Consider the following 13,048-nt stretch of genomic DNA (forward strand, 5'->3'; position numbering starts at 1 on the left):
TCCCAAGGAGAAACCGGCCGTTTCGCGGTCGGGTGGGAGGAAACGATGCCGAAAACTTATGCCGAAACCTACCGGGCCTGGAAGGACGACCACAGGACGCATTGGACGGAGGCCGCACGGGCGATCGACTGGTTCAAGGAGCCGGTGGAAATTTTCGATGGCGCGCAGGGCGTCTATGGGCGCTGGTTTCCGGATGCCGTGGGCAATACCTGTCACAATTGCGTCGACCGGCATGTGGCCGCGGGACGCGGCGACCAGGCGGCGCTGATCTATGATAGCCCGGTGACGGGCCGCAAGGCGCGCTACAGCTATGCCGACCTGCTTGCGCAGGTGAATGCCATGGCGGCCGTGCTTGTCGATCACGGCGTCGTAAAGGGCGACCGCGTCATTCTCTACATGCCGATGATCCCGGAGGCGATTTTCGCGATGCTCGCCTGCGCGCGCATCGGGGCGATCCATTCGGTGGTCTTCGGCGGTTTTGCCGCCAGCGAGCTCGCGGCACGCATTGATGATTCCACGGCAAAACTCGTCGTCACCGCAAGCTGCGGTGTGGAGCCGAACCGGGTGGTTGCCTACAAGCCACTGCTCGATACGGCGGTCGCGTTGGCGCGGCACAAGCCGGACCATTGCCTCGTGCTGCAACGGCCGGAGTTGGCGGCGGAGCTTCACGACGCGCGCGATGTCGATCTCGGAGCGGCGCTAGAGGCGGCGCGGGCTGCGGGGCGGGAAATCCCCTGCGCGTCACTCGCCGCGACCGACCCGCTCTATATCCTCTACACATCCGGCACGACCGGCCAGCCGAAGGGCGTCATCCGCGACAATGGCGGGCACATGGTGGCGCTCGCCTGGACGATGCGGGCGCTCTACGGCGTGGAGCCGGGCGAGGTCTATTGGGCTGCGTCGGATATCGGCTGGGTCGTCGGCCATTCCTACATCGTCTATGCGCCGCTTTTGAACGGCAGCACGACGGTGCTCTATGAGGGCAAGCCGGTCGGCACGCCGGATGCCGGGGCCTTTTGGCGGGTGGTGGAGGAGTACAAGGTCTCCGTGCTCTTCACCGCGCCGACGGCGTTCCGCGCGATCCGCAAGGAGGATCCGGAGGGGCTGTTGGTGAAACACCATGACCTGTCCAGCCTACGCGCATTGTTCCTGGCGGGCGAGCGCGCCGATCCGGAGACGATCCGCTGGGCGGAGGCCGTGCTCGGCGTACCGGTGGTGGATCACTGGTGGCAGACGGAGACGGGGTGGGCGATCGTCGGCAACCCGCTCGGCCTCGACCGGCTGCCCGTGAAACACGGCTCGCCCACCGTGCCCATGCCGGGTTACGAGCTGCATGTGCTGGATGATGCCGGCCATGAGGTGGCGTCGGGCACGCTCGGCAACATCGCCATCAAGCTCCCCTTGCCCCCAGGCTGCCTGCCGACCTTCTGGAATGCCGACGAGCGGTTCCACACGACCTGCCTTGCCGAGTTCCCCGGCTATTACAAGACGGCCGATGCCGGCTATGTGGACGAGGATGGCTACGTCTTCATCATGTCGCGCACCGACGACATCATCAACGTCGCCGGCCACCGTCTTTCGACGGGGGCGATGGAGGAGGTCTGCGCCAGCCATCCGGACGTCGCCGAATGCGCGGTCATCGGCGTAGCCGATGCGGTGAAGGGCCAGCTGCCGGCGGGCTTCCTCGTTTTGAAGAGCGGTGTTTCACGTGAATCATCGCTCGTGGAGCAGGAGGTCATCGCGCTGGTGCGCGAGCGCATCGGCCCGGTCGCCGCCTTCAAGACGGCGCTCTGCGTGAAACGCCTGCCCAAGACACGCTCGGGAAAAATCCTGCGCGGCACCATGCAGAAGATCGCCGACAAGCAGGACTGGAAGATGCCCGCGACCATCGACGATCCGGCCATTCTCGACGAGATCGCCGAGGTGCTGTCGACGCGCCGGTTCGGCTAGGGATTCCGGCGACCACATACCTCTCCTCCGTCATGGTCGGGCTTCACCCGACCATCCAGCAAGCCGGTGGATCCTCGGGTCGAGCCCGAGGATGACGTTGTGGGGTTGGTAGGTTCCCAAATAAAAAAACCGGCCGCTTTGGGCGACCGGTTTAAGATCTGCGATGAAGCGGCGCTTAGAAGCGCTCGTCTTCGTCCTCGTCGGGCGTTGCCGACTTCAGCGACTTGAGCTTGGCGAAGACGGCATCGGCGTCGATTTCCTTCTCCTCTTCCACATCGGTGCTGTAGGGCAGCTTTTCCGTTTCGCGGGCGGCTTCCAGCGTTGCGCCGAGTTCGGCGGCGGTCGGCAGCGGGCGGCCCTTCGAGGCGCGTTCGACCTCGAGGTCGAGGTCGATCTGCGAGCACAGGCCCAGCGTTACCGGGTCCATCGGCGCGAGGTTGGCGGAGTTCCAGTGGGTGCGTTCGCGGATCTGCTCGATCGTCGACTTGGTCGTGCCGACGAGACGCGAGATCTGCGCATCCTTCAGTTCCGGATGGTTGCGCACGAGCCAGAGGATGGCGTTCGGGCGGTCCTGGCGCTTGGAGACCGGCGTGTAACGCGGGCCCTTGCGCTTGGATTCCGGCACGCGGACCTTCGGTTCGGAAAGTTTCAGCTTGTGATACGGGTTGCCTTCCGCACGCGCGATCTCCTCGCGGGAAAGCTGGCCGGTGGAGATCGGGTCGAGACCTTTGATGCCCTGGGCCGATTCGCCGTCGGCGATCGCCTTCACTTCAAGCGGATGCAGTTTGCAGAATGTGGCGATCTGGTCGAACGACAGCGCCGTGTTGTCGACCAGCCAGACCGCGGTCGCCTTTGGCATGAGGAGCTGCTGAGCCATGCATATAGTCCTTCTGTCCGTCCGCGCCGGTGTCGCGGGTCGTGGGGTAGTTAACCACTATGTTCCGGGAATTCGGCCCTCTATAACGCCACTGTCGCAGAAATGCAATTCTTCAAGAGACAAATGACCTTTGTCTAATTGCCCGGGTGATTTGACCTGATATGTATGGCGCAGGAGGTGCGGGGCCGAAGGAGAATGCGGCTTCCCGCGCATGCGCAGTCAAGGGAGGCATGAATGTCCGCAAAGACCTATCCGGTCCTGAAATCCGCGAAAAACCGTGCGTTGATCGACAACGATACCTATCAGAAATGGTATCGCGAGAGCGTCGAGAACCCGGAGCGTTTCTGGGACAAGCACGGCATGCGGATCGACTGGTTCAAGCCCTATACCAAGGTCAAGAACACGTCCTTTAACGGCAAGGTCCCGATCAAGTGGTTCGAGGACGGCATCACCAACGTCTCCTACAATTGCATCGATCGCCACCTCAAGGCGCACGGCGATGACGTCGCCATCATCTGGGAAGGCGACAATCCCTATATCGACAAGAAGATCACCTATAACGAGCTCTACGAGCACGTCTGCCGCATGGCGAACGTGATGAAGAAACACGGCGTCAAGAAGGGCGACCGCGTCACCATCTACATGCCGATGATCCCGGAAGCGGCCTATGCGATGCTCGCCTGCGCGCGCATCGGCGCCATCCATTCCGTGGTGTTCGGCGGCTTCTCGCCGGATGCGCTGGCCGGTCGTATCGTCGACTGCGAATCGACCTTCGTCGTCACCTGCGACGAGGGCGTGCGCGGCGGCAAGCCGATCCCGCTCAAGGAAAACACCGATACGGCGATCGACATCGCCGCCAAGCAGCACGTCATCGTCAACAAGGTTCTCGTCGTGCGCCGCACCGGCGGCAAGACCGGCTGGGCACCCGGCCGCGACATCTGGCACCACCAGGAAGTGCTGACCGTGCCGCGCGATTGTCCGCCGGCAAAGATGAAGGCGGAAGATCCGCTCTTCATCCTCTACACGTCGGGTTCCACCGGCAAGCCGAAGGGCGTGCTGCACACCACGGCCGGCTACCTCGTCTATGCCTCGATGACGCACAAATACGTCTTCGACTACCAGGACGGCGACGTCTACTGGTGCACCGCCGATGTCGGCTGGGTCACCGGCCATTCCTATATCGTCTATGGGCCGCTCGCGAACCGCGCCACCACGCTGATGTTCGAAGGTGTGCCGAACTTTCCGGATGCGGGCCGCTTCTGGGAAGTGGTCGACAAGCACAAGGTCAACATCTTCTACACTGCGCCGACGGCCATCCGCGCCCTGATGGGCGCCGGCGATGCCTTCGTGAAACGCTCGTCGCGCTCGTCGATCCGCCTGCTCGGCTCGGTCGGCGAACCCATCAACCCGGAAGCCTGGGAATGGTATTACAACGTCGTCGGCGAAGGCCGCTCGCCGATCGTCGATACCTGGTGGCAGACGGAGACCGGCGGCATCCTGATCACCCCGCTGCCGGGCGCGACCGACCTGAAGCCCGGCTCCGCGACGCGTCCCTTCTTCGGCATCAAGCCCGAGCTCGTCGACAACGAGGGCAATGTGCTGGAAGGTCCCGCCGACGGCAATCTCTGCATCACCGATAGCTGGCCGGGCCAGATGCGCAGCGTCTACGGCGATCACAAGCGCTTCGTCGAAACCTATTTTGCGACCTACAAGGGCAAATATTTCACGGGTGACGGCTGCCGCCGCGACGAGGACGGTTATTACTGGATCACCGGCCGCGTCGACGACGTGCTCAACATTTCCGGCCACCGCCTCGGCACGGCCGAAATCGAATCGGCCCTCGTCTCGCACCACCTGGTCTCGGAAGCCGCTGTCGTCGGCTATCCGCACAGCCTCAAGGGCCAGGGCATCTACTGCTACGTCTCGCTGATGGCCGGCGAAGAGGGCAACGATGCGCTGCGCCAGGACCTCGTCAAGCATGTGCGCAAGGAGATCGGCCCGATCGCGACCCCGGACAAGATCCAGTTCGCGCCCGGCCTGCCGAAGACCCGCTCGGGCAAGATCATGCGCCGCATCCTGCGCAAGATCGCCGAGGACGATTTCGGCGCGCTCGGCGATACCTCGACGCTCGCCGATCCGGCCGTCGTGGACGACCTGATCGCCAACCGGCAGAACAAGGCCGCCGGCTGAACGAACCAACCGGCATGAAACAAAACGGCGGCCTCAGGCCGCCGTTTTCGTTGAATGGTTGTTTGCAGGAAAATTGTCTCCTCCCCTCTTCCGTCATCCTCGGGCTTGACCCGAGGATCCATGCGGCGGGTGGGATGAATGGTCGGGTCAAGCCCGACCATGACGAGGGAGCTGGCTCCGGTGGGAGCCACATTATCCTGAGCCGGATTCCACCTCTCAGAAATCGATCGCCCGGCCCTTGATTTCCCAGTCGCCGAAGCGCGCGGGGTCGGCGCCGCCGCGGCCGCCGATTTCGGGGGCGGGCTCGGCGGTTTTCTCGGCCTTGCGCCGTTCCTCGGCTTCCTGGAGGGCGCGCTGGGCTGCGGGCGGAAGCACTTTCCGGCCGTCCGAATGATTGTCGTTGTCGTTCTGCATGAAAATCGGCATCCTTCCCGGATATTGAAGAATTCCTGTTCGCTTACCATCATATAGAAGCGTGACGACGCTGTGGAAAGCGTTGATTCACGTGAAACACTCCCTTGACAACAGGGGAAGAGCAACCGGGCCAAGAGACCCAACAGGAGCCGTAACCGTATGAACATCGTTCGCACAGCCATGCTTCTCGCCTTCATGACGGCGCTTTTCATGGGCGTGGGCCTGCTCATCGGCGGCAAGGGCGGCATGATGATCGCGCTTCTCGTCGCGATCGCCATGAATTTTTTCTCCTACTGGAATTCCGACCGCATGGTTCTGTCCATGTATGGGGCGAAGGAGGTCGATGAGCGCTCCGCGCCGGAATATTACGGCATCGTGCGCGACCTCGCCAAGCGGGCCGGCCTGCCCATGCCGCGCGTCTTCGTCATCAACAGCGACCAGCCGAACGCCTTCGCCACCGGCCGCAACCCGCAGAACGCCGCCGTCGCCGCCTCGACCGGCCTTCTCCAGGCGCTGAGCTACGAGGAGGTGGCGGGCGTGATGGCGCACGAACTGGCGCATATCCAGAACCGCGACACGCTGACCATGACGCTGACGGCGACGATTGCCGGCGCGATCTCCATGCTCGCCAACTTCGCCATGTTCTTCGGCGGCGGCAACCGGGAGAACAACAATCCGCTCGGCTTCATCGGTGTGCTGATCGCGATGATCGTCGCCCCCTTCGCCGCCATGCTGGTGCAGATGGCGATCAGCCGGACGCGCGAATATTCGGCCGACAAGCGCGGCGCGGAAATCTGCGGCAACCCGCTCTGGCTTTCTTCTGCGTTGAAGAAGATCGCCGTCGCGGCGGGCCGCGTGCCGAACGATGACGCCGAGCGTAATCCCGCGACCGCGCATATGTTCATCATCAATCCGCTGTCGGGCGAGCGCATGGACAACCTGTTTTCGACCCATCCGAACACGGAAAACCGCATCGCCGCGCTCGAGGAAATGGCCCGCGGCATGCAAGCGCGCTCGACGGAGCCGGTCCGGGCTGATAATCCCGTCCGCAAATCGCGCTCCGTTCCGACGACGGGCTGGGGACGCGGTGGTTCCGAACCACCCAAAGGTCCCTGGTCTTGAACGACGACAGAACGAAACACAGAGCGCATCCGAAACGTTATGCCGGCGGCCGCGGGCCGAAGGCGCCCGAGGCGGATGCGGGCTATCCGGAAAAGCCCGGCCTGCGCGCCCGCCAGGCCGCCGCCAAGATTCTTGCTGCCGTGGTGGACCGCAGGACGCCGCTCGATGGCATGCTCGACTTCGAAAACGGTAACCCGGCCTATCGGCAGCTCAACGATGCCGATCGCGCCTTGGTCCGCGCCATCCTCAACACGGCGCTGCGCCACCTGCCGCGCATCGATGCCATCATGGATACGCTGGTCGGCACGCCCCTGCCGGAAGGGGCTCGCGCGCTGCACCATGTGCTGACGGTCGCTGCCGCGCAGATCCTCTATCTCGATGTGCCGGACCATTCCGCCGTTGATCTCGCGGTCGAGCAGGCGCAGATCGACCCGCGCAACCGCCGCTTCGCCAGTCTCACCAATGCCGTGCTGCGGCGCCTGGCGCGCGAAAAGGCCTCGCATCTGACGGCGACTCGCACGGTCCCGGTCATTCCGCCCTGGTTCCATGAGCGTCTCGTCGCCATCTACGGCCGCGAACACACCGCGCGCATCAACGATGCGCTGCTCGAAGCCTCCACCATCGACCTCACCGTCAAGTCCGATCCGGACGGCTGGGCCGCGCGGTTTGGCGGCCTCCTTCTGCCCACCGGCTCCGTCCGCCTGCCCGTCGCCTCGGGCGCCATCCCGGCGCTCGAAGGTTTCGAGGCCGGCGAATGGTGGGTGCAGGATGCCGCGGCGAGCCTGCCCGCAAAACTCTTCCGCGACCTTGCCGGCAAACGTGTCGCCGATCTTTGCGCCGCGCCCGGCGGCAAGACCGCGCAGCTTGCCGCGGCGGGTGCCGTGGTGACGGCGCTCGACCAGTCCGCCAACCGCCTGAAGCGGCTCGCCGGCAATCTGGAGCGTCTCGGTCTTTCCGCGACCGTGGTGGAAGCCAATATGGCGGACTACCGGCCGGATGAGTTGTTCGACGCCGTGCTGCTCGACGCGCCCTGCTCTTCCACCGGCACGATCCGCCGCCATCCCGACGTGCTCTGGACCAAGGGTCCGGAGGATATCGAAAAGCTTGCCCGGTTGCAGGAGCGCCTGCTGCGCCATGCGCTGACGCTGGTGAAGCCCGGCGGCGAGCTGGTGTTTTCGAATTGCTCGCTCGATCCGATCGAGGGCGAGGAGATGATCGCCCGCGTTCTCGCTGACAATCCGGCTTGGCGCATCGAGCCCGTCGATCCAGCCGATTGGCCGGGCCTTGAGGCGGCGATTTCACCCCGCGGCGAATTCCGCACCACGCCCGCCATGCTGCCCGCGACGGACACGCATGCCGGCGGCGTGGACGGGTTTTACGCGGTGCGTCTTAGCCATGGCGGCTAAGCTGGAAAAATCGTCCCGAAATGCTTCCGAAGTCATCAACAGCCCATCAGCAGTCGATGAATTGACGCCGCTTGCCTCCTCAGCCTACCTATAGGTTCAGGAGGCATTCGTTAACCATGCAGCTTTCCGACAGGCAGCGGCTACTCTATCTGTATATGCGTGAGGGTTGGCGCCGTTTCTCGCGCAGGCTTGCCTTGGGACGAATCAGCGCCATGCGCTTTTCCGGCGGTACGCCGGACCGGCTGATCGTTGCGCCGACGGACCTGCATCCGGCCGATCTCTTTGCCGGCGAAGAAATCGTCGGCGGCCGCTTTCCGCTCGCCGGGCGCATTCTCGAATGCGAGGGCGAATCACCCTTCGCGCTGGAGCTTCCCTCGGAAGAGTTCGCGGTCCGCCTGCATTCCTTCGGCTGGCTGCGCCATATGCGCCTCGTCGATCCGGAAAAGGCGGCGCTCACCGCCCGCTTCATCGTCGACGACTGGTTGCAGAGCCATGGTCGTTACATCGGCGGGCTGGCCTGGCGGCCGGATGTCGCGGCGCAGCGCATTATCGCCTGGCTGTCCCATTCGCCGGTCGTGCTGAAGGATGCCGATTACCCCTTCTATCGCCGCTTCCTGAAGAGCCTCGCCTTCCAGGTGCGCTACCTTCGTCACGTCGCCGATACGACGCGCGACGGCGAGCCGCGGCTTCGGGTGCGCATCGCGCTCGCCATGGCATCCATCGCCATGCCGGCCTCCCCCTCGCGCATGCGCAAGGCCGCGCGCCATCTCGACGAGGAACTCGACCGTCAGATCCTTCCCGATGGCGGCCATTGCTCGCGCAATCCGCGGGCAGCGCTCGACGTGCTGCTCGACCTGCTCCCGCTGCGCCAGACCTATGTCAATCTCGGCCACGACATGCCGGCGCAACTCATTCCCTCCATCGACCGCATCTATCCGGCCCTGCGCTTTTTCCGCCACCAGGGCGGCGAACTCGCGCTCTTCAACGGCGCGACCTATACGCTGGCGCACGAGCTGATGTCGGCGCTGCGCTACGACGAGACCGGCGGGGCGCCCTTCAAGGCGCTGCCGTCGAGCAATTACGATCGCCTGGCGGTGAAGGAGACGGTCGTGCTGATGGATACCGGCGTGCCGCGCTCGGTCGATCTTTCGGCAACGGCCGCGGCCGGCGCGCTGTCCCTCGAAATGTCGTCGGGAAAGAACCGCTTCATCGTCAATTCCGGCCGGCCGCGTTTTGCCGGCGAGGCGCTGCGGCAATTGTCGCGCACCACGGCGGCCCATTCGGTCGCGACGCTCAACGACACGTCCTCCGCACGCATTTCGACTTCGCGTTTTATCGGCCCGATCGTCGTCGGCGGTATTTCCAAGGTCGATGTGTCGCGCGCCGAGCGCCAGTCCGGCGCCGACAGCGTGACGGCGACCCATGACGGCTACCTCAAGCGCTTCGGCCTGCTCTATGAGCGCGACATCCTCGTTGCGGCGACGGGTAGCGAGATCCGTGGCCGCGAACGCTTCTACAAGCCGAGCGATCCTGACGGCGCCATCGAGAAGGGTACGGCGGTGGTGCGCTTCCACATCCACCCGACCATCCAGCTCTACCGGGTCTCCGCCAACGAGACGCGGCTCATCGCGGTGGATGGCGAGGCCTGGGCGCTGACCTGCGTCGACGTGCCGGTGGAAGAGGAGGAGGACGTCTTCTTCGCCGATCCCTCCGGCGTGCGCGCCTCGCGCCAGCTGACGCTCACCATGCCGCTGGCCAGGGTGGCGGAAATTCAATGGTCGCTGGCGCGACAACGCTGAGACGTCAGGACGTTTCGCGGTTTTCTCGCGGGCGCGCCTGTGATAACGGGGCGCATGACCATCCGGCCCCTCCCTCCCGGGCCGCAGAACGGAGCGCCCCATGGCCGTCATTTCCAAGAAAATCCCCGCCCCCGATCGCGTCGCCATCCGCACGGCGCTGCTGTCCGTGTCCGACAAGGCCGGTATCGTCGATCTCGCCCGCGCACTTGCCGAAAAGGGCGTGCGGCTGCTGTCCACCGGCGGCACGCACAAGGCGCTGAGCGACGCCGGCCTCGCGGTGACCGACGTTTCCGAGGTGACGGGCTTTCCGGAAATCATGGATGGTCGCGTCAAGACGCTGCATCCCGCCGTGCATGGCGGCCTGCTGGCGATCCGCGACGATGCGGAGCATGTCGAGGCGATGAAGGCGCACGGCATCGGCGCGATCGACCTCGCCGTCATCAACCTCTACCCGTTCGAAGAGGTGCGCGCCAAGGGTGGCGATTATCCGACGACCGTCGAGAACATCGATATCGGCGGCCCGGCGATGATCCGCGCGTCCGCCAAGAACCATGCCTATGTGACCATCGTCACCGACCCGGCGGACTATCCTGCCCTCATCGAGGAACTCGCCGATGGCTCGACCTCCTATGCTTTACGCCAGCGTCTCGCGGCCAAGGCCTATGCCCGCACGGCGGCCTATGACGCCGCGATCTCCAACTGGTTTGCCGAAGCGCTCGACATCGCCATGCCGCGCCACCGCGTGCTCGGCGGCGTGCTGAAGGAGGAGATGCGCTACGGCGAGAACCCGCACCAGAAGGCCGGCTTCTACGTCACCGGCGAGAACCGCCCCGGCGTGGCGACGGCGACGCTGTTGCAGGGCAAGCAGCTTTCCTACAACAATATCAACGACACGGACGCCGCCTTCGAGCTCGTTGCCGAATTCCTGCCGGAAAACGGCCCGGCCTGCGCGATCATCAAGCACGCCAATCCCTGCGGTGTCGCCACCGGCAAGACGCTGAAGGACGCCTATGCAAGGGCGCTCGCCTGCGACCCGGTCTCGGCCTTCGGCGGCATCATCGCACTCAATTCGACGCTCGACGGCGAGACGGCGGAAGAGATCGTCAAGCTCTTCACCGAGGTCATCATCGCACCGGATGCCGACGAGAAGGCCCGCGCCGTCATCGCCGGCAAGCCGAACCTGCGCCTGCTGGTGACCGGCGCCCTGCCCGATCCGCGCACACCCGGCCTGTCCGCCAAGACGGTCTCCGGCGGATTGCTCGTGCAGAGCCGCGACAATGGCATGGTCGAGGACCTCGAACTGAAGGTCGTCACCAAGCGCGCACCGACGGCGCAGGAGCTGATCGACATGAAATTCGCCTTCAAGGTCGCCAAGCACGTCAAGTCGAATGCCGTGGTCTATGCCAAGGATGGCCAGACCGCCGGCATCGGTGCCGGCCAGATGAGCCGCGTCGATTCCGCCCGCATTGCCGGCCTGAAGGCAGAGGACGCCGCCAAGGCGATGGGCCTTGCTGAGCCGCTGACGCGCGGGTCGACCGTGGCCTCGGAAGCCTTCCTGCCCTTCGCCGATGGCCTGCTTTCGGCGATTGCCGCGGGCGCCACGGCCGTCATCCAGCCCGGTGGCTCGATGCGCGATGCGGAAGTGATCGCCGCCGCCGACGAGGCCGGCGTCGCCATGGTCTTCACCGGCATGCGCCACTTCCGGCATTGAGCCGGATTCTTCGCCGGGCTTAAAACGTCGGCGTTAACCTCAACCCCTCCTCCGTCATGCTCGGGCTTGACCCGAGCATCCACCGCCGCGGACGAGACGTGGATCCTCGGCTCAAGGCCGAGGATGACGTTGTGGGTGCGGCAAGGTTGCCATGAAGCTGACGCCCCGCTTGCGGGGCGTTTTGCGTTTCAGGCCTTGTTGGCCGGATAGGGGGTGCGCAGCAGGAGCAGGAAGCCGACGACGAGGAAGGCGATGAGCGCCATCATGCCGATGCGGGCGGAGCCGGTCGCGGTGGTGATGAGGGCGACGGAGAGCGGGGCGAGGAAGGACGTGGCGCGGCCGGACAGGGCATAGAGGCCGAAATAGCGGCCTGCCTCATCGGGATGGATGCTTTGCGCGAGATAGGAGCGGGCGGAGGCCTGGACGGGGCCGAAGGCGACGCCGATCAGCAGGCCGTAGAGGATGTAGGCCTTCTCCGCAGCGGTGGCGAACAATCCGCCGGAATCGGCGGTCGGCAGCGGGATCAGGCCGAACAGGGTGAAGCCGGGGCCGGTGGAGACGATGCCGACGGTGGCAATGGTGAGGCAGACAAGGCTCATCACCACGACGGTCTTCGAGCCGAGCCGCTTGTCCAGCCGGCTGGCATAGAGGCAGCCGCCGATCGCCACCACGTTGAGAATGATGCCGTAGATGCCAAGTTCGAAGGTCTGCCAGGCGAACATGCCGGCGGCGAAGGTGCCGCCCAGCGCCAAGAGGCCGTTGACACCGTCCTGATAGATCATGCGGGCGATGAGGAAGCGCAGGATGCCGGGCTTCTTCTTGAGATCGCGCAGCGTCGCGGAAAGATCGGCGAGGCCGGCGCGCACGGCCGCGGCGATCGGCAATCCCTTTTCCTGGTCCGGCGTGAAGAAGAACATCGGCAGGATGAAGACGAGATACCAGAGCGCCGAGATCGGCCCGGTGATGCGGGCATCCTCGCCGGCGGCGGCGTCGAGGCCGAAGAGCGGCGCGATGCCGATTGCCGTCTTGCCGGTCTCGGGATTGGCGGCGAGAAGGGCGACGACGGCGATCAGCACGATCATGCCGCCGAGATAACCGAGGCCCCAGGCGATGTTGGAGATGCGGCCGGCATCCTCGGGACGCACGAGGCGCGGCATCATCGAATCGTTGAAGACGATGGAGAATTCCGCCGCGACGGTCGCCAGCACGATCATCGCCATGGCGAAGAGGAGGCCGGAGCCCGGTGCCGCATACCAGAGTGCGGCGAGCGACAGGATCTTGATCACCGCAAAGACGGCGATCCAGGGTTTGCGGGCGCCGGAGGCATCGGCAATCGAGCCCATGATGGGGGCGAGTAGTGCGATCAGGATGCCGGAAAGCGTGAGCGTGTAGCTCCAGGCCGCCTGGCCCGCGGCGTGGTCTTCGGTCAGGCGTGAGACGAGGTAGGGGCCGAAGATGAAGGTGGTGATGACCGTGAAGAAGGGTTGCGCCGCCCAGTCGAACAGCATCCAGCCCGTGATGCCGGCCCGGCTCGTGCGCGGCTCCCGGCTTTCCGTCGCGATCGTCATCGCCCCTCCAA

At 65.0% G+C, this 13,048-nt stretch carries 9 protein-coding genes; 6 read left to right on the forward strand and 3 right to left on the reverse strand.

What is annotated here, in order from left to right; genetic code table 11:
* The first annotated feature begins 45 nt into the window (after positions 1-45).
* The gene (locus GB927_RS27755; protein ID WP_256120472.1) at positions 46-1,950 is read left to right on the forward strand and encodes a propionyl-CoA synthetase; all 1,905 of its coding nucleotides are present in this window, start codon (positions 46-48) and stop codon (positions 1,948-1,950) included.
* Between the two features lie 175 nt (positions 1,951-2,125).
* On the opposite strand, the gene GB927_RS27760 is transcribed toward GB927_RS27755, so the two are convergent.
* Positions 2,126-2,827: a DUF1013 domain-containing protein gene (locus GB927_RS27760; protein WP_256120473.1), complete on the reverse strand. Its 702-nt coding sequence runs from the start codon at positions 2,825-2,827 to the stop codon at positions 2,126-2,128.
* Positions 2,828-3,061: 234 nt separating this feature from the next.
* On the opposite strand from GB927_RS27760, the gene acs reads away from it, so the two are divergent.
* Positions 3,062-5,017 carry an acetate--CoA ligase gene (gene acs, locus GB927_RS27765; protein ID WP_256120474.1) on the forward strand — a complete coding sequence of 652 codons (1,956 nt, stop codon included), beginning with the start codon at positions 3,062-3,064 and terminating at the stop codon, positions 5,015-5,017.
* Positions 5,018-5,233: 216 nt separating this feature from the next.
* Here the strand turns inward: acs and GB927_RS27770 are convergent, their stop codons facing one another.
* Positions 5,234-5,431, reverse strand: a complete 198-nt coding sequence (locus tag GB927_RS27770; RefSeq protein ID WP_256120475.1) for a DUF1674 domain-containing protein — start codon at positions 5,429-5,431, stop codon at positions 5,234-5,236.
* A gap of 159 nt (positions 5,432-5,590) precedes the next feature.
* On the opposite strand from GB927_RS27770, the gene htpX reads away from it, so the two are divergent.
* From htpX to purH, 4 genes are all read left to right on the forward strand, one after another.
* Entirely contained in the window at positions 5,591-6,553 is a 963-nt protein-coding gene (htpX, locus tag GB927_RS27775; protein ID WP_256120476.1) for a zinc metalloprotease HtpX, read from the forward strand.
* A complete protein-coding gene (locus GB927_RS27780; protein WP_439655536.1) occupies positions 6,550-7,959 on the forward strand; it encodes an RsmB/NOP family class I SAM-dependent RNA methyltransferase in 1,410 nt (469 codons plus the stop codon). Before htpX ends, GB927_RS27780 begins: the two co-directional genes overlap by 4 nt.
* A 116-nt stretch (positions 7,960-8,075) precedes the next feature.
* Complete coding sequence (locus GB927_RS27785; protein ID WP_256120477.1) at positions 8,076-9,758, forward strand: heparinase II/III family protein; 1,683 nt, start codon at positions 8,076-8,078, stop codon at positions 9,756-9,758.
* A gap of 100 nt (positions 9,759-9,858) precedes the next feature.
* Positions 9,859-11,469 (forward strand): bifunctional phosphoribosylaminoimidazolecarboxamide formyltransferase/IMP cyclohydrolase, encoded by a 1,611-nt coding sequence (purH, locus tag GB927_RS27790; RefSeq protein WP_256120478.1) that lies wholly within the window; start codon positions 9,859-9,861, stop codon positions 11,467-11,469.
* Positions 11,470-11,657: 188 nt separating this feature from the next.
* Here the strand turns inward: purH and GB927_RS27795 are convergent, their stop codons facing one another.
* Entirely contained in the window at positions 11,658-13,037 is a 1,380-nt protein-coding gene (locus GB927_RS27795) for an MFS transporter (protein ID WP_256120479.1), read from the reverse strand.
* Positions 13,038-13,048 lie beyond the last annotated feature (11 nt).

The organism is Shinella lacus (genome assembly GCF_010994755.1).
Classification (GTDB): Bacteria; Pseudomonadota; Alphaproteobacteria; order Rhizobiales; family Rhizobiaceae; genus Shinella; species Shinella lacus.

Bases quoted from the DNA above. Each gene is read 5' to 3' on its own strand.
- acs (WP_256120474.1), top strand. From the start codon at position 3,062: ATGTCCGCAAAGACCTATCCGGTCCTGAAATCCGCGAAAAACCGTGCG.
- purH (WP_256120478.1), top strand. From the start codon at position 9,859: ATGGCCGTCATTTCCAAGAAAATCCCCGCCCCCGATCGCGTCGCCATC.
- GB927_RS27795 (WP_256120479.1), bottom strand. From the start codon at position 13,037: ATGACGATCGCGACGGAAAGCCGGGAGCCGCGCACGAGCCGGGCCGGC.
- GB927_RS27760 (WP_256120473.1), bottom strand. From the start codon at position 2,827: ATGGCTCAGCAGCTCCTCATGCCAAAGGCGACCGCGGTCTGGCTGGTC.
- htpX (WP_256120476.1), top strand. From the start codon at position 5,591: ATGAACATCGTTCGCACAGCCATGCTTCTCGCCTTCATGACGGCGCTT.
- GB927_RS27770 (WP_256120475.1), bottom strand. From the start codon at position 5,431: ATGCAGAACGACAACGACAATCATTCGGACGGCCGGAAAGTGCTTCCG.
- GB927_RS27755 (WP_256120472.1), top strand. From the start codon at position 46: ATGCCGAAAACTTATGCCGAAACCTACCGGGCCTGGAAGGACGACCAC.
- GB927_RS27785 (WP_256120477.1), top strand. From the start codon at position 8,076: ATGCAGCTTTCCGACAGGCAGCGGCTACTCTATCTGTATATGCGTGAG.